This window comes from Paenibacillus sp. VCA1 (genome assembly GCF_031583795.1).
GTDB classification, from domain to species: Bacteria; Bacillota; Bacilli; order Paenibacillales; family Paenibacillaceae; genus Paenibacillus_AQ; species Paenibacillus_AQ albilobatus.
The window spans coordinates 224,889-241,856 of the sequence record NZ_JAVLSX010000007.1; the positions used below are offsets into that span (position 1 = coordinate 224,889).

Below are 16,968 nucleotides of genomic sequence, written 5' to 3' on the forward strand. Positions count from 1 at the left end.
GTTAACCAAAAAACCAATTTCATTTCCTTATTTATTACGATTGTATGCAATTAGCGCCCTGCGTGCCGGTTCTGATTTCCTCGATTATATACAAACAGCTGCCTCCCCGGTTTCTTGAAGACAGCCCCAGAAAATTAGTGCAGCAAAAAAAGTTTTAAAAAAACCCGGTAACTCAGAATAGAGTTCCGGGGTTTTTGGCTTTTACGGCGAACGTTAAATAGGTTCTTGCTGCTTCTTCTTTACACAATTAATCGCGGTTTACTTTGTAAATTTCAATGATATTTTGATCTGGATCATAAAAGTGCGCAACTCGCGAACCCCAATCATTACGATTATGAGGTTTATTTATAAATTCGATCCCCTTATTTTTCAAGAGATGATAATACTCGTCAACATCCTTTACTTCAAACTGAATGATAAATTTTGCTTGCTGTGCTATGGATTCTGCCGGTTGATATTCTGGGAAGATAGCTTCTAACATTTTCTTTTGCGAAAATAAAGCAATGTTCATTTCCTCAAAATATGCATATTGTTGTTCATGATCATGCCACCCATGAAAACCAAGGATGTCTCTGTAAAACGTAAGACTTTCTTGGAAATCAGCGACACATAATCTTATTGCATGAAAATCCATATTGAATCCCTCCAATTAAAATAGAATTAGGTCAGGGTGGTATCTTCGCATACTCCATTTTATTGTTAATATAATGGAAAAAACCACTTTCACTCCTGGTTATGTATTCATAGAGTATTATGCGCTTTCCTGCCCGTTACATTAATGTAAAAAGAAGCAGCTGCCGCGGCCTAATCTGCTCCCTGTACTTTCAACACGTTTTCGGTTCATTTTTGTTAATACAAAGCGAACGACTGTCATGGCGTTTCTAAATTTCCAGCTTCAGTTGGTCGGACCCGTTCAGAAACTCCATTCACCGTTTGCGGATCCTTTTGCAGAAACGTCAGTCATTGATTTAGTCTGCCGCTTCATCATTAATTACAAAATGTTGTAATGCTCATCCGCTACGGGTTCAAGCCATTCCGGCTTGCCTGCAGTGATGGCAATGTGTTCAAACCAGCTGTCTTTTGTGGCACCATGCCAGTGTTTTACACCATCATGGGTCACAATCACATCACCAACTTTCAGGAACTGGGCAGCTTTTCCTTCTTCCTGATACCAGCCTTCGCCGCCGGTTACCAATAGAATTTGAAACCCATTACGATGGATATGCCAGTTATTCCGTAGAGGCAAAGGCGCCCCCGATATTATTGTTCTTATGAATATCTTCCGTTCCGGCATCCAGTGCGGTCTTGTAATAGAAGCATTTATGTTCGATGACTTCCATCGTTTTTTTAAGTTCTTCCATCTGCGCCTCTACGGCAGCTTTCCGTTCCAGAAACATGTCATATCTTTGTTGCAGGGTCGTATCCCCTTCAGCACACCAATTAATAAAATGTTTAATTTCCTTGATCGGCATCCCGGTGGTTTTTAAACATTCTATTATTTTTAGAGCCTCGATATCGGATTCCTTAAACGAGCGTGTTCCGCTGGCTGTCCGTTCCACAAAAGGCAATAGCCCCTCTTTGTCGTAGTAACGCAATGTATATACAGTTAGATTCAATTGTTTGGCGACTTCGCTGATTGAAAATGTCTTCAACAGGGATTTTCCTTTCTTTGCGATATAGACCTCAAGCTAATCCTAATGCTACGAGAACATGTTATAAGAAAAACGTCTATCGACGTACTTTTACAGAAGACAGACCATGTTTAGATGAAGTTTTTCTTGCAATATCAAGGGAACAATGGCTCTGTCGTTTATACCTTTTTGATATTATCATAAAATCAGTACTTGACCTAGAGTTAACTCTAGGGAATAAAATTGCCTTTGCAAGATTGAACATAGAATGACAGGAGGATTTGGCGATGATTACTGCTAAAGCAAGAGCTGTCGACGGTCCGGACAAACCGTTTCGAGCAGCTGAAATTAAGCGGCGCGATCTTGATTCGAAGGATATTTTAATTGAAATTAAATTTGCGGGGATATGCCATTCCGATATCCATACCGCTCACGGCGAATGGGGACCTGTAAACTATCCGCTTGTACCTGGCCACGAGATTGCGGGAATTGTCACGGCTGTCGGCCCTCATGTTACAAAATATAAGGTCGGTGACCGGGTAGGGGTTGGCTGCATGGTTGATTCCTGTGGCGAATGCGAAAACTGCCGTAAAGGGGAAGAACAATACTGCCTCAAAGGAAATGTCCCGACCTACGCTGGCGTTGACAAATACGGCGAGCCAACTCAAGGCGGCTATTCTACCCACATCGTCGTCACTGAGGATTTCGTAGTTAGAATCCCCGACAACATCGAGCTTGATGCCGCGGCGCCGTTACTTTGCGCGGGTATTACAACCTATTCCCCGCTTCATCACTGGGGGGCCGGCCCGGGCAAAAAAGTAGCTGTAGTCGGTATGGGCGGCCTTGGGCATATGGCTGTTCAAATTGCGCATGCGATGGGTGCCGAGGTCACCGTTTTGTCCCAAACTTTAAGTAAAAAAGACGATGGCTTGCAATTGGGCGCAGACAACTACTACGCCACTAGCGATCCGGAAACTTTCGAAAAACTCGCCGGCCGTTTTGATCTGATTATTAACACGGTAAGTGCCAGTATCAATTTGGATGCTTATTTCGCACTACTTGCGCTCGATGGAACTTTGGTAAACGTCGGTGCCCCTGGGGAGCCGTTGTCGCTGAATGTCATGTCCCTCATCGGACATCGTCGTTCATTTGCAGGCTCCATGATTGGAGGCATCCGCGAGACGCAGGAAATGTTGGACTTCTGTGCAAAACACAACATTGTACCTAAGATCGAAGTGATATCGGCCGACCAAATTGACGAAGCCTACAAACGTGTATTAACCTCGGATGTGAAATACAGATTCGTCATTGATATTAGCACGATGTAAGTTGCGTTCATAATAGTTATATAAGTGATTACATTTTGAAGGTGCCTCAAATGCAAGCTTTTGGGCACCTTCGCTTTATCTAGGATCTTCATGTACGATAGTTCCACCGAAGAACCAGCTGTATGTTTCCGGGCTCCGATATCAGTGCGGACCTCACAATGGATAATCCATATCAATTAATGCAAAGTTAAAACAAAAAAGCCGCAGATGCGCAGCTTTTAAGCGTTATGTTCATGTCGTCTTCAGCACCTGGTGTTGAAAATCGGAAAAGTCCGCCGTCCCATCATTGTTCATTCCTCATCTCAAAGATTTTTTGCAGAGTACGGAGGTGCAGCGTTCCTTCAACACCCGTTTCTTGGAGTTTGTCTCCCGATCCTGCGTCCATATACCCCTCTACAAGCCTGTACCCGAACAAAAGGAGAATCATCTCATAAATGCAGTTATCCGTTATGTGCGAAATATCCGCAAATTCCGAAAAGCCCTTGTAATACGCCGGGATACATCTATGGTAGTATTCAACCATGTGTTCAATATCGGCATCGTCCGCGATAAGACTTGCCATGTCTTCACCTAAATGGCCCCACCCCGTGGTATCCCAGTCGATGAGTATGATGTTACCGTCTGAATAAATGATGTTTGTCACCCAAAAATCCCTATGGCACAGCACGATGGGCAGCTTTTCAATACGGCTCCATATTTCCTCTGCGCTTTCATCAACGTCGATGAGCATTTTACATAGATGTTTCGGGATATCGCAATCGTCGGAACGTATATAATCATACACTCTATTCCATGACCGGTAATGAAGATAGAAATTCTTCATATACCCCACTTCGCTCAGATTGGTCATATTCTGTAAAAAAGCTGGCTGTTCGGCATATAACTTGCCTTGGAACCGTCCTAATTCCTCGGCTGCACGTTCATACATATCACAGGTCAAGTCTAAACCCGATATGCCGTCGATATATTCCATCCATATCCGGGTTTCGCTCTCTTCTTCGTTCATTTCGACGTGATAACATTCCGGCCAACGGAATGATTCAGTAAACAGAGCGCCGAAACTGGATTTATAAAAATCATATTCTCTGCGCCATGAACCGGGATCGCTGTAGCGTTCCCATTTCTTCTGCGTTTTTAAAACGATTTTATAGGTTATTTCCCCGCCGTCAGTGGTTTTGGCAATGCCCGTTACAAGCCGTACATTACCTACTGTACCGCCATGCAATGGTTTGGTCCGGATATCGGCGCTGATGATTTTGGTACCGAGCATTTGGCTTAAAACCTGTGTCAGAGTTTCGGCTTTGATTTCGCTCATGATGAAGTCCTCCAATCGTTTTTTTACAAGGTGAAACATTTTTATGCCTGATGTTCGTCGCTCACTGACAAACATTCCTCGTTGGGGAACAGTTATGTAATATAAGGAACCGGTCAGTTCACATGACATCAAACCCTGTTTTTATAAAATGACTCGAATTCAGCAACAGAGTCGAACTGGTTCAAAGATACACCTTCTGTTTTGAGGTGATTTTCTAACTTCTCAATAAGCTGCAGAACGGCTAATCGCAACGGTTCAAAATCTGTTGGATCCAAAAGCGCGACAAGATCCGGATACCCGTAACGGACGTAAAATTCGCGATGCTCACCCATGTCAACATGGCTAGGCCAACTTCCCCTCTCCGCCGCGTACAACATTCGGGCTAGCCCATCTTGTACACCGATAGCAACGAAGAAGGCTGTTTCGTAATGTCCTTTTTCGCACGCGGTTAGCAGTTTGTTCATCATTCCTCTTTCCTCTTCGTAATACCCCTTCATTCGCGCTTTGTAGGAGCGGATTTCTTGTAGTCTGTTTTGTCGCTCCGATATAAGGCGAAGCGTATCATCAGTCAGTTTCTCACATGCTGATATAATCTCATCAGGAGTTGTACTGAACATAATGATATCAAGGTATTGATCGAGTCGATCCGGCTTAATGGGAAGATTTCGGACTTGCTCACGATAATGGCCCCAACTGCGCGTATAATAGATTTGGTTCAAAAAGCCAAGACACATGAAAATATTTATCGCAATCTCCTGAGCCTCGGTTCGACAGTAAGTCAGTTCATGGGAAGATTCGGCAAGCCGCATTTTAGCGATGCCGATAAGGCATTCCTTTACTGCAGACTCGGCTTTGCTAATGAAAGCAGCAGCGTTGGATTCATTCCCCATGTTGGATATCCTCTCACGAAGCTCCATGAATCTGGCAAGATCATTATCGGATCGTACATATAAAAGCTCACAGTCTGCTATAATGGTCGTCTTCCAATCTTCAGATGTTGCCATTCTTTCAGCACGATCCCATCCGATCGGCCAGAAATCAAAACTTATACCGTCGATGATAAACTGGCACTCAACTTTTCTTCCTCTGTCCGTGGCCGGAATGAAGAAGAAATCCAAATCTGATCGCTCCGTCGCCCGACCCTGCAAATAAGAACCGTAATAGCCGACAATAGCAACATCCTGGGGGTAATGGGTCTTGATATGTTTGACAACGATGTCAGCCACAGCAAAAACATCAACCATCAGATAACCTCCATGTTATATTTCAAGTCTAGGTTTTGTAGTACTTCAAGTTTAGGTTGTCATCCCGTAGAAGTGAAGGGAAAAGGTAATTAAAAACAAACTTCCCCTGAATGGTCGCAACTTATAAAAAGACTGTCAGCTTAAAACAGGTTTAATCAAATTTTGGGATATGGATCATATTCGTGAACTATTTTTCTCCCGACCTGGCATTTGAAACCAATTTGTCCGCCAACGAAAAGACGGCAGCCGATCATCTAGACCGACTGCCGTCTTTTTATTACATCCAACAACATGTTGATGCTTGCTATATTTTTTGTCTCATTCCTCCACGACTGCGACCGGACGGGCCCAGCCACCACTTGCTTTTTCGACTTTAATCGGAAAGCAGCACACTTTGAAGCCATACGGTTTCGGTATTTTGTCCAAGTTAGCCAGCTTTTCAATCTGGCAATATTCCCTGTCCTTGCCGACATAATGCGCTGCCCACAGCACGCCTTCCCGCGGCTGCTTTTTATACGCTTCAGCCTGCAGGTTGAGCGGAATATCCCAGCCCCAGCCGTCCGTACCGACAACCTTGATGCCTTGGTCCAGAAGCCACAGCGTAGCTTCGGCCGATACCCCGGCATGAAGAAATGCATAATGCTCGTGATACAGCCGTTTGTCCGCATCGCTCCGAATGAGAACGATATCGAAAGGTTTCAGCGTATACCCGATCCGTTTCAGCTCGGCGATCAGATCGTCTGTCGTAATCTCATATCCCGGCGGCTTCGCGCTAAAATCGAGCACCACGCCGTCGGAATAAAACCATTCGAGCGGCAGTTCGTCAATCGTCCTTGCTTGTTTCCCTTCCGAGACCGGCCAGTAATGCCACGGCGCGTCGATATGAGTACCCGAATGGGTATTCAGCGTCACCATTTCCGTTGCCCACGCCTTGCTCTCTGGAAAATCCTCCTGCTTCAGTCCAAGTATCTCGGCCGCTTGCCGCGCACCATCTTCATGGGTTGCATATTCGATCTTCGCCGGCAGCGGCTCGCGGATACGCGGACTAATCGGCACGCTCAAATCAATAAGCTTCATGGTGGTTTTCTCTCCCCTCTCCTTCTGATTCATTCATATTATACCAAATTGCACCAAAAGCAGGGGGCGACTGTCACGTTTTATGGCATCCTTTTGAGCAGTGAGTCTGCTCCAACTGTTCGACCCACTTATACTTTCCGCCTTTTGCTAGAACATATTATGCTAAAACAACAGATTTCTCAAGAACTTCCTTATGAATATCTCCATAAGTTTTGCTTGATGGAGTGGGGGTAGCTTGGATAACTGTTATCATGTTATGTTTAGGCAGAATATTGATCTCTTGTCCGCCAAATCCCCTGCATCCATAGCCATTTTCTAATATCCACCATAAATATCCATATGAGCTGTTGTTCCCGGTCGGCCTTAGCATTTCCTTAATGTAATGTTCAGAAATGATACGTTTGCCTTCTACAATGCCGTCGTTTAGAACTAGCAATCCTATCTTCGCAAGATCTCTGGCAGATAAATCAGAATGTTCCTCTCCCTTCATTACGGTATACGATACACCACAAGGGCTTTCAGCCCATTTTCCGCTCAATATGCCTAAAGGCTTATATAACAGTTCCTCACACAGTTCATAAGATGTATTTCCGAAAGCATTTCCAATAACAGCCGATAGCAATAGCGCATCCCATTCTTTATATGCGTAGTTGCTTCCAGGATAGTCCTTCATCGCAACATCTGCGACATGCGCGATCCAATCCCTCGTCCGCTTCATTTGCTCGACCATTGGACAATGATAATGAACGCCGCCGTTCCAGTAAATCCCAGATGACATGGTGAGAAGATGTCGGATCGTTATCGCCTTATGATAAGGATGGACACCCTTTTGAAACGCGGGCAAGTAATCGCCGATTGGCTCGTCCAGGCTTCGAATCATGCCTTTATCAAGACAAATCCCCGTTAGGAGTGAAAGAATGCTTTTCCATATCGATTTAATATTATTTCTGCTATTTTCATTATATTTGTTGCAGTATCTTTCAAATACAATTTTGCCGTTTTTCACAACAAGCACGCTGTTGACAAGCCGATACCGCCTTTGTTTAAGAAAATAATCAAGACTGTCTAACATCTCCGCATCCATGCCTTCCGCCTGGGGCGTGGAATATTGCAGCTCTAAGGTCATCTCAAATACCTGCCGATAATCGATTTTTCGTTTCTTTTCAATTGCTCCGGAGTTCCGGTCGCAATAATAAACCCGCCATCACTCCCGCCTCCTGGACCCAACTCTATAATATAATCGCAATTGCTTAACACTACGGGGTCATGCTCAGTCACAATGATCGAATTCCCGTGCTCAGTTAATTCCAGCATCAGCTTGATAAGCTTTTCACTATCGGAAAATGATAATCCGGTCGTAGGCTCATCGAGAATATACAAACGATCCTTACCGGATTGCTTGCCAAGCTCTTTCGCGAGCTTAATCCGTTGAGACTCCCCGCCGGAAATGGTCGGTGTTTGCTGCCCAAGCTTAATATACCCAAGCCCTACTCGTTCAAGAGTAAGGAGTATATGGCAGATATTCTTATCATATGCGGCACTTTCCTCATTTCCGAAAAACGCTATCGCTTCCGATACGCTCATTTCGAGGATTTGCCGTATATTTTTGCCTTCGATCGTTATTTCCATGGCTTCATCTATAAAACCTGTTCCTCCGCAAGCGTCGCAATTTTGTTCGATATAGTTTCCAAAACCTACATGATATCGAATCACTCTATCACCTTTGCACTGACGGCATCCACCTTCGGAGTTCAGTGAAAATAATCCTGCTCCATATCCTCTCTCTATCGAATCAGACGTGCTTGCAAACCTATTTCGGATCCGATCGAAAATCCCCGTGTAGGTAGCCGGACATGAAGTTCGACTTCTTCCTATGGGCTTTTGATCAATGACGAAGCATTTCTTGATATATTCGATCCCACTTACCTTTACATCGGACAAAAATACCGTTTCTTCATCTTCATCTGCGATTGTAAGAAGCTCTTTTAGTTTTGGCACCAAGGTGCCTGAGATCAAACTCGATTTCCCACTGCCCGATACGCCTGCGATCCCTACCATTACACCGAGGGGGATTTGTACAGTTAGGTTTCGAAGATTATGCAGGCATGCATTTTCAATCGTCAGCATCTTTGCCGGATTTATCTTAGAATATGTCGTCTTTACTGGCAGCTTTCTTTGATCGGCTAAATATGGTGCGGTTCTCGATAATTCACAGGTCATAAAATCGTCGAAGCTGCCTTGAAAGATACGCTGGCCTCCGTAAAACCCAGCATCGGGTCCTAGATCAACGATATAATCCGCAGCGCGCATAAAATTTTCATCGTGTTCAACGGCGATTACCGTATTTCCCCGATGAACAAGATTTTGAATGATTTGTATGAGCTTTGCTTTCTCAATTTCATGTAAACCGATGGTCGGCTCATCGAATATAAAGATGATCGAATCCATTTGAGCTATGATAAAAGAAGCGAGAAACAAGCGTTGTATTTCACCGCCCGATAAGGTTGGGACAGGTCGCGACAATGAAAGATGGTGAAGGCCCACATCAACCATACAATCCAGCTTAAGGATAATCTCGTTGATAAGTGTCATACCGGGTAACCCGGACTTTTCCTTTGTTAAAAAATCATTCAAGTCTTTAATATACATATTCTCAAGCGTAGTGATGGTTTTTCCAGCTATTGTTGTATGCCTTGCCTGTTCACCCAAGCCGGTTCCTTCACATTTGGTGCAACGTTCCTTCTTACCGTAGGCTTCAGATAAAATGCCATTTTGCCTTCCGCTAATTTCACCACATTTAAATCCATTCAGCAGCCATGGAATGACACCCTGAAAACTTGTCTTTCCACGGTCTCCATATTTTAAAGCTAACAGTTGTTCATCACTCAATGTATGAAGTGGTTGCGCTACAGTCAGTCCATGATAAGCACAAAATTCGTCTAACCTCTTTCTTGCCCCTCCCCGATATAGCAACCTTTCGACTAATAGATCTTTTAACTGCGTTTTTCCGTCTGAAAATATCTTATCTTCATCAATGGAATACAAGTTTCCATTACCTAAGCACTTTACGCACATTCCTTTCGGTGAGTTCCTCTGGAACATGTCCATGCTTAGGGAAAGCCCATCGTCGTAACTTGGGTCTCTCTTGCCATATGTAGCAAATAAAACGGCGAGCATATTGCCGATCTTTGTCCGCGTCCCAACAGTGCTACGTGGATTGGATTGGCGAATAATTCTCTGTTCCACTGCGACGGTAGGGGCTAAACCTGTGATTTGATCAAAGGTCGGTGCTGCATCCACCATGAACTGCGTACCAGAAAACATGAGGTAACGGCGTTTGCCTTCCTCATACAATGTGTCGAATGCGAGACTGGATTTCCCGCTGCCGGATACTCCGGTGATCACGGTCAGTCTGCCCCGCGGAATTCGAAGATCGATATTTTTCAAATTATGAATCCGAGCACCCTTTATCTCGATATATTCGTTCATCGTACGCTGCCTTTCATAATATGATCTCTTAAAACCTACCTAGGAGGCAGGCTCCTTAATGATTCGTCAAGGCTCCGTTTCTGCTACAACCAGGTCCTGACGATTTCGGCAAGCGTTATTTTAGTCGAGCCCTCATCCGAAGGGTGAAGTCCATCCGGAACAAGCCGGTCGAATTCGGCGGGATTATCGTCTAACATGCTCCGCCAAACCGAGTAGTGGTCTATGAGCAAAAGCCCGCGCTTACGAGCGGTATCTCTGTACACCTGATAATATTCCTCAATCAGAGGTCGGATTTTCAGGGGTTCCCGAACCGGTGGATTCATGGTCATCAACAGAATTTCGCAATTCTTGTTGGCAGCGTGAATTCGATCGATCATGGCATTCAGGTTTTCACCGCATTTCGTAACACTCGTCTGATAAGGCAAAAATGAATCGTTTATAGCGAATTCCAGAAAAACGGCGTCGGGAGCAAGAGCAATTACACGTTCCTCCAAATTTTCAACTCCCCAGTCTGACCATTGTCCACCTTTGGCGCTGTTGGTCAACTTCACTTGCCCCGGAAACCGACGATCCAGAATTTCCTTTAATCCGCTGACCCAAGCGCCGCCTTCGGTTAGACTGGTTCCATAAACGACGATATGCTGCTGTTTGCCGTTTTCCAAATTGCTGATTGTTGCCGATAGGTTCATAATGCTCACATGATCCTTCCATTTCCGACTTAAATAAAAACAGTTTTTTGTTTATTCAATTCGCCTTTGACCTGCGCAATCCTGCCCATTTATTTGAGAAAACACATCCATTAAAAATCCGGATGCCTTCATCATACCAGTATTCCGGCAGCCAATTGTTCAAAGCACCGTCGTGACCGTTACGAATGCGCAAAAGCGTAATGTCCCCTAATCCAAATCCGCTTCAAAATCCGTTCCCATTTGGGCAGCCCATTCGCTTCCGCGTTCAGGCTGTTCATCCCAGACGGCCGTGATCTTAACGTTTCCATGATTTTGCAGCCTTCTTGCGTAATCAGCGGCATGCACATGCCACTTGCTTAACATCGCAACGTTCAACATGCGTTTTCCCCCTGTAATCGTTTAATCAAATCATGTGAATTTGAGTACGGTTAGAAAGTGAATTGGGATGGCAATGAAGCCATCCCATAATCCTTTACTAGAACCCTACATCATCTCTTTCCGCAGCTTTTTGAGCCACGAACTCCGCCATTTCTTCCACGCCGGCCGCTCTGAATTTTTCTTGAATACTATGAAGTATATTTAGAGCTTCTTGATCCGACGCCGCAAAAAATGCTTTCTTAAATTCGTCGTCGAAATTCAAACTGCTGGTTTTACTGATAAATTCCTGATATTTGGGCCACTCTCTTTCGAGATAGCTGGCGCTTACCTTGTCTATGATTTTGATAGGCATTTTTGCCGAGAAGCTCTCCTCCAGCTTTTGCCACTTCGTTTTTTGATCTTCGGGCGTAGGCCAAGTGACTTCATTGGAGAATGCCCCGATGAACCTTCCTGGTAGAAAATTGAGCCCCGCGTCCCTTTTCAGATCCGGGTTTTCGTCGAATTGTTTTTTTACATCCGGAATCCACTGCGGTACTCCGTTTTGCATGGTGTAGTGCGTTCCTTCGATCCCGAAATACGCTAGCAATCGGCCTTCTTCGCTGTTGACATAATCAATATACCGTAAAGCCGCATCGGGATCTTTGATGTTCGCGCTTAAGAAAAGGACAGGGAAGCCGGAACGGCCGGGTTTTTCCACTTGCGTACGAATTTCTCCGTTCTTATTTTTCATGGGTCCGAGTAGTTCATATTGCATTTCCGGATTCGTCTTATAAAGCGTTTTTTGTAAATCGGCTAACATCGGTTGGGCACCGAATACGGCGAGCTTGCCCGTCGTGAGCTTTTCATTCGCTGTTGTGCTCGTATTGTTGAAGGCTTCAAGATCGAACAAACCTTCCTTTAATAACTTTCTCATGTATAACAGCTTAGCTTCATAATCCTTGGATTGCGTCCAGTGGATCAGTTTCCCGTCCTCTTTGCGGAAGTCCGAAATCGAGTAATCTGACCACCCGGCAAGGAATTGGCCGTAATCCCATCCATTCCACATCGTTCCGGCCGGGATGACCGGCTTCCCGCCAATATCCTTGAAACCGCCATCTCTGATTTTGACCAATAGATCATATAGTTTGTCTTGCGTATCAATATCCTCCGCTTTTACATTTAAAGCTTTCAGGATATCTCCCCTGGCAAAAAGGCCGTAATTCCAATTGTGAATGCTCTCGGGGGTTCCGTCCGGTGTCTCCGTAGGAATGAGATACGTCTTGCCTTTAAAATCGGGACTATTAAGATCGAACTCGGCAAAATCTTTCGCAATCCCGGTCGTCACCAGTCTTTTAATATTCGGGTATTTATCGAGATAAGGGGTTAAATCCAGAAGCTGTCCTTCCGTGGCCGCCTTCTTGATGACTTGTCCTTCTCCTCCTGTAGTAGACCAGAAAGGGGCGTTAACAATATCCGGAACCGTGCCGGAAGCAAAAATGGTGTTTAATTTTTCCACTTCGCTTGTCGTGATGGATTCGAGGTTTAACGTGACCCCCGTTTTTTCCCTGATTTTTTGGGCTACGGGATTATTTTTCTGATCCTGCGGGAAACCGGCTCCGCCGCCGTTCCAAGCACTGAGGAAAGTCAAGGTTACCGGCTTTATTTCTTCAGTACCTGACTTATTCGGACCCGGGTCAACCGTGCCTGTTTTCTCTTCTTTGCCTTTTCCCGTGCATGCCGTCATGGTCACTAACAGCAATAAAGCGATTAGTGCCATGGCAAGAACACTTTTGCGCCTGTTCTTCCTCATCCTACAATCCCCTTCCATTGGAAGTTTATATATAAAAGGCATAACCTTTTATACCAACTATTCCTTAAGCGAACCTACCAATACGCCTTTGACGAAATATTTCTGAAGAAATGGATACACGCAGATGATCGGGGTCGTGATGATAATGACGAAAGTCATCCTCAAGGCTTCCGGAGTTACTCCCCGCAGCTCCATCTGAGACTGGGTCATGTTTTGGATCGCAGATCCGCTGTTTCCCGACGACGACGTCATCGACTGGAAAGACGCTTCGCTGATCATTTTGTTAAGAAACGTAGCCGCAGGCTGCAGTTTCTCATTCTGTATGAAAAACTGACCGGTAAACCAGTCATTCCATACGCCCACCCCGACAAACAAGGCAATGGTGGCGAGCACCGGCATCGAAAGCGGCAGCACGATTCTTGCAAATACCGACAACTCGCTTGCTCCGTCGATCCGTGCCGATTCCGCCAAACCTTCAGGGATCCCGTCAAAGAACGTTTTCATGATAATCGCATTGAAAAAACTATATAGGGAAGGCAATACCAACACCCAAAACGTATCCAGGATGTGCAATTGCCGGTACAGGATAAAAGTCGGAATAAGCCCTCCGCTGAACAACGTGGTAAAGAAAAAGAAGAATACGATATATTTTCTTCCGGGCAACCCTTTCCGCGAAAGGGCGTAGGCCAATAAGGCCGTCAAAAATACGGAGCCAACCGTTACGATAAGCGTTCGGGAAATGGAAATATAAAACGAATTTAAGATCAAAGGGTTGCTAAAAGCTTTTGCATAGTTTTCTAATGTAAACACTCTAGGAAAAAAATAGATTCCACCCTTCATCGCATCGTAGCCGTCATTGAAAGAAAGGGCCAGAAAATAAATAAATGGATAGAGTGCCGTAGCGCAGAATAAAAGCAGAACCGAATAGTTAAGCGTCATATACAGTTTATCTGCCGGCGTCAGCCTTCTTACACCCATACACACACCTCCTCGTCTTCAGCGCTTGATTATTACCATAACGATACGTCACTCACGCGTTTGGATACTTTGTTGACAACAACGATGAGAAGCAGCGAGATCGCAGACTTGAATAAACCAATGGCCGTGGAATAGGCTAATTGCCCTTGTTGGAGACCTGTTTTTAAGACATACGTATCCAGGATCTCCGAGACGCTTAAGGTTGCCGGGGACTGCATCAGCCAGATTTGGTCAAAACCCGCGTTCAGTATTCCGCTGAGGGAGAATATTAGCAAGATGCCGATCGTTGGAGTAAGGCATGGAAGCGTGATTTTAAACAGTTTGCTCCATCGGCCTGCCCCGTCGATTTCCGCTGCTTCATACAAGTGCGGATCGATATTCGTTAACGCGGCCAAATAAATGATCGAACCCCAGCCTACGCCTTTCCAGATGTCGGAAATGATGACGAGTGGATAGAACAATTCCGGCTTTCCCATAAAAAAGATCGGATCCAAACCCATTTGGTACCGAATGTCATTGATCAGCCCAACGTTCGGGGACAGGATTTTTTGAAGCAAGGTAACGACAACGACCCACGAGACGAAGTGCGGCAGATAGGAAATCGTTTGAAACACTCTTTTGAATTTTTTGTGCATGATTCCATTGAGCATCAAGGCTAGGACCAATGGGGCCGGAAATCCGAAAATAAGTTTAAGGGCACTAATGGATAACGTATTTCGGAGTACATCGTAAAAACTGGAATCGTTTAAAAACTGTTCGAAATATTTAAAGCCTGCCCACGGGCTCCCCAATATCCCCAGATTGAATTTGTAATCTTTGAACGCTATTAAAATGCCGTACATCGGATAGTAAGCAAAAACCAGAAACCATAGGATCGCCGGAAGAATAAATAAATATATATGCCTGAATTGCCATATTCTAGTTAATTTTCTGTTCTTTTTTAATTGCTCATATCCAGGGATAACAACACTTTTGGGTACCATTCTCCGCACACCTCCTACATCTTCGTCGTATCGAGACTGCTCCATGCGCCCTAAAAATTGATTCCAGTCTTATTTTTTTGTAAGGCATATAGCGACTGTCCCCCCTTCATTGCAAACGGTTTCTATTCGATGGTTTAAATATATTCAATATGGCCTAAGAATAATTCCATAATTTCCTCGTTCAGATAAAAAGTAACCTTCAGGTCGAAAAAAGGTTTTGGCGGTTTTATAAAACAAACAATGAATTGGGGTGCAGTGAAGCAGTGAAACGGAAGCTGCTTTTGATCAAGAGGAGGTTCCTGTTACTTAAGTTACAGAAACCGGTCAAAGTGCTCCCTTTTTCCCGTACTTCTTCAATGGCGTTTTTATCCCTTGGTAGAGATACATTATATTCAATATATAGATATAAATGGTTTTATAAAAAGCGTTATATTGAGATCAAGCGACCTGTGAATTGTTTGAACGGCTGTGTTGGATTTCTTTTTTGATTGGGGGTTATATATGGGGGATTTCATGAGGGAAAGTTGCTGTTGACCTTAAGAAAAGAGTCCAACTGGCCTCGCTCCCGTAGTCAGGTTCGAAAGAAAGCCCGTTGGACTCGTTATTAGGTTATATAGGGAGACGCGGGCGTTAATATCATGTAGGGGAAGAAACGTTTTTTCCCGTCGTCTCGCCAATCACCAATTCCGGTTCAACGAGGGTTTTTATGTACTTTCCGTGTTCGCCGTCATCACTGTGAATGACCTCAAGCAGCGTGTAAGCCGCGCGGTAGCCCATGTCCCGCTCGAACTGTTTAACATGTGTGAACGTGCTGTAGCCTTCAATGATGGAAGTCGGATCGTCAAAACTGATGATGGATATGTCCTCAGGCACCTTCAATCCTGCTTGGCGCGCCATCTGATAGATTTTCACTCCAAGACTTCCATTGAGCGTAATATAGGCCGTTGCCATTCGATTTTGGATATAGCGGTACAGTGGATGCGTTTCTGCTCGCTCAAGACTTCCGATTTCAAAACCGGTTACAATGTGGGCAGGGTTAATGAGCGATCCCTTTTCCTTGAAGGCACTCATATATCCATCGATCCGCTCTTGAACGGTAACGGTTTGTATGGGCGAATCGGAGCATATGGCGATTTCACGATGCCCCAGCTCCCACAGGTAATTTACGGCCATGTTAGCGCCAAGCCTACCATCCGATGCTATATAATGAGTTTCCACCCCTGGAAGGTAACGGTCGATGAGAACGAACGGAAACCCCGCAAATTTCATGCTTAATATTTCCTCGTTGAATAATTCCTCGTCAACCGGAAAAATCAGCAACCCCTCCACTCCAATTTTACTGCATGTCTGGATCGCCTCTTTTTCCTTCTCAATGTTGCCCTCCGATAAATAAATGACGAAACGGTAATCGTTCTCATTTAGTGCTTGCTGTATGCCATGTACAAGCCTAATCGTAAAATAGTCATAAATGCTGGGCATAATGAGGCCGATCAAGCGCGTCCGGCTTTCCTCGCTGTTTTTATTGATATGCTTTACGGCACTTTTAGGAGATGTCGTCGGAATTTCATATTCATGGTCGCTTACAAAAGTCCCCTTTCCGGGGACCCGTGTGATGATTCTTTCGTTAACCAAACCGGACAGGGCATTAACGACGGTAATCTTGCTTACTCCGAAACGCTCCATGAGTTCCTTTTCCGTAGGTATACGGTCTCCAACCTTCAATACTTGCGACGTGATCAAATCGCGTATATACTCTTGAACCATCTGATACAAAGGTATTCTATCCGTTGAGTTCATCCGAATCACCACATTTCATATCAATATGTTCAATATATAAATTACGGTAGACGCAAGCGTTTTATTCCATGACCTTGCTTTCGTTTGTGGTTGTTGCTGCGCCTACAGTAGGGGAATTGGCGGTCTTTCATGGGGATTAATTTAATTAAAATCAATAAGTTTCCATCGTTCTTGCAGATTCTTGAGACATAAGCGAAAAAGGTACTTGGCATCATTGCCAAATACCTATTTTATGATTCCTACCCACTCTTGTCCCATGCTTTATGGCGC

Annotated in this window: 14 protein-coding genes and 1 pseudogene; 1 reads left to right on the top strand and 14 read right to left on the bottom strand. The window is 44.6% G+C overall.

Translation table 11 applies throughout. The features are described 5' to 3' along the window. Positions 1–247: 247 nt before the first annotated feature. The 3 genes and pseudogenes from RJP21_RS17725 to RJP21_RS17735 all read right to left on the bottom strand — a co-directional run bounded on the left by RJP21_RS17725 (position 248) and on the right by RJP21_RS17735 (position 1,652). The gene (locus tag RJP21_RS17725) at positions 248–634 is read right to left on the bottom strand and encodes a VOC family protein (RefSeq protein WP_310860457.1); all 387 of its coding nucleotides are present in this window, start codon (positions 632–634) and stop codon (positions 248–250) included. 357 nt (positions 635–991) lie between these two features. Further along, positions 992–1,237: pseudogene (locus RJP21_RS17730) on the bottom strand (cupin domain-containing protein); the annotation flags it as partial. Further along, positions 1,230–1,652, bottom strand: coding sequence for a MerR family transcriptional regulator (locus RJP21_RS17735; RefSeq protein ID WP_310860458.1), 423 nt, complete (start codon positions 1,650–1,652; stop codon positions 1,230–1,232). The pseudogene RJP21_RS17730 and the gene RJP21_RS17735, both read right to left, overlap by 8 nt. A 266-nt stretch (positions 1,653–1,918) precedes the next feature. On the opposite strand from RJP21_RS17735, the gene RJP21_RS17740 reads away from it, so the two are divergent. Further along, positions 1,919–2,959, top strand: a complete 1,041-nt coding sequence (locus tag RJP21_RS17740; RefSeq protein WP_310860459.1) for an NAD(P)-dependent alcohol dehydrogenase — start codon at positions 1,919–1,921, stop codon at positions 2,957–2,959. Positions 2,960–3,242: 283 nt separating this feature from the next. Here RJP21_RS17740 and RJP21_RS17745 read toward each other — a convergent pair whose 3' ends face one another. The 11 genes from RJP21_RS17745 to RJP21_RS17795 all read right to left on the bottom strand — a co-directional run bounded on the left by RJP21_RS17745 (position 3,243) and on the right by RJP21_RS17795 (position 16,698). Further along, entirely contained in the window at positions 3,243–4,274 is a 1,032-nt protein-coding gene (locus tag RJP21_RS17745) for an aminoglycoside phosphotransferase family protein (RefSeq protein WP_310860460.1), read from the bottom strand. Positions 4,275–4,402: 128 nt separating this feature from the next. Beyond that, positions 4,403–5,518, bottom strand: coding sequence for a kanamycin nucleotidyltransferase C-terminal domain-containing protein (locus RJP21_RS17750; RefSeq protein WP_310860461.1), 1,116 nt, complete (start codon positions 5,516–5,518; stop codon positions 4,403–4,405). Between the two features lie 318 nt (positions 5,519–5,836). Next, entirely contained in the window at positions 5,837–6,595 is a 759-nt protein-coding gene (locus RJP21_RS17755) for a cyclase family protein (RefSeq protein ID WP_310860462.1), read from the bottom strand. 157 nt (positions 6,596–6,752) lie between these two features. Continuing rightward, positions 6,753–7,721, bottom strand: coding sequence for a serine hydrolase domain-containing protein (locus tag RJP21_RS17760; protein WP_310860463.1), 969 nt, complete (start codon positions 7,719–7,721; stop codon positions 6,753–6,755). After that, entirely contained in the window at positions 7,718–10,084 is a 2,367-nt protein-coding gene (locus tag RJP21_RS17765) for an excinuclease ABC subunit UvrA (RefSeq protein WP_310860464.1), read from the bottom strand. Before RJP21_RS17765 ends, RJP21_RS17760 begins: the two co-directional genes overlap by 4 nt. A gap of 83 nt (positions 10,085–10,167) precedes the next feature. Further along, the gene (locus tag RJP21_RS17770; RefSeq protein WP_310860616.1) at positions 10,168–10,773 is read right to left on the bottom strand and encodes an SGNH/GDSL hydrolase family protein; all 606 of its coding nucleotides are present in this window, start codon (positions 10,771–10,773) and stop codon (positions 10,168–10,170) included. 207 nt (positions 10,774–10,980) lie between these two features. Continuing rightward, positions 10,981–11,151, bottom strand: a complete 171-nt coding sequence (locus RJP21_RS17775) for a hypothetical protein (protein WP_310860465.1) — start codon at positions 11,149–11,151, stop codon at positions 10,981–10,983. A 97-nt stretch (positions 11,152–11,248) separates the two neighbouring features. Further along, a complete protein-coding gene (locus RJP21_RS17780; RefSeq protein WP_310860466.1) occupies positions 11,249–12,982 on the bottom strand; it encodes an extracellular solute-binding protein in 1,734 nt (577 codons plus the stop codon). A 15-nt stretch (positions 12,983–12,997) separates the two neighbouring features. Further along, positions 12,998–13,918, bottom strand: a complete 921-nt coding sequence (locus tag RJP21_RS17785) for a carbohydrate ABC transporter permease (protein WP_310860467.1) — start codon at positions 13,916–13,918, stop codon at positions 12,998–13,000. A gap of 32 nt (positions 13,919–13,950) precedes the next feature. After that, positions 13,951–14,946: an ABC transporter permease gene (locus RJP21_RS17790; RefSeq protein ID WP_310860468.1), complete on the bottom strand. Its 996-nt coding sequence runs from the start codon at positions 14,944–14,946 to the stop codon at positions 13,951–13,953. A gap of 591 nt (positions 14,947–15,537) precedes the next feature. Continuing rightward, positions 15,538–16,698: a GntR family transcriptional regulator gene (locus RJP21_RS17795; protein ID WP_310860617.1), complete on the bottom strand. Its 1,161-nt coding sequence runs from the start codon at positions 16,696–16,698 to the stop codon at positions 15,538–15,540. Positions 16,699–16,968: the final 270 nt, after the last annotated feature.

Coding starts and splice junctions, on each gene's coding strand:
- RJP21_RS17725 (WP_310860457.1), bottom strand. CDS start 634: ATGGATTTTCATGCAATAAGATTATGTGTCGCTGATTTCCAAGAAAGT.
- RJP21_RS17755 (WP_310860462.1), bottom strand. CDS start 6,595: ATGAAGCTTATTGATTTGAGCGTGCCGATTAGTCCGCGTATCCGCGAG.
- RJP21_RS17750 (WP_310860461.1), bottom strand. CDS start 5,518: ATGGTTGATGTTTTTGCTGTGGCTGACATCGTTGTCAAACATATCAAG.
- RJP21_RS17740 (WP_310860459.1), top strand. CDS start 1,919: ATGATTACTGCTAAAGCAAGAGCTGTCGACGGTCCGGACAAACCGTTT.
- RJP21_RS17795 (WP_310860617.1), bottom strand. CDS start 16,698: ATGAACTCAACGGATAGAATACCTTTGTATCAGATGGTTCAAGAGTAT.
- RJP21_RS17745 (WP_310860460.1), bottom strand. CDS start 4,274: ATGAGCGAAATCAAAGCCGAAACTCTGACACAGGTTTTAAGCCAAATG.
- RJP21_RS17785 (WP_310860467.1), bottom strand. CDS start 13,918: ATGGGTGTAAGAAGGCTGACGCCGGCAGATAAACTGTATATGACGCTT.
- RJP21_RS17770 (WP_310860616.1), bottom strand. CDS start 10,773: ATGAACCTATCGGCAACAATCAGCAATTTGGAAAACGGCAAACAGCAG.
- RJP21_RS17765 (WP_310860464.1), bottom strand. CDS start 10,084: ATGAACGAATATATCGAGATAAAGGGTGCTCGGATTCATAATTTGAAA.
- RJP21_RS17790 (WP_310860468.1), bottom strand. CDS start 14,946: ATGGAGCAGTCTCGATACGACGAAGATGTAGGAGGTGTGCGGAGAATG.
- RJP21_RS17780 (WP_310860466.1), bottom strand. CDS start 12,982: ATGCCTTTTATATATAAACTTCCAATGGAAGGGGATTGTAGGATGAGG.
- RJP21_RS17760 (WP_310860463.1), bottom strand. CDS start 7,721: ATGACCTTAGAGCTGCAATATTCCACGCCCCAGGCGGAAGGCATGGAT.
- RJP21_RS17775 (WP_310860465.1), bottom strand. CDS start 11,151: ATGTTGAACGTTGCGATGTTAAGCAAGTGGCATGTGCATGCCGCTGAT.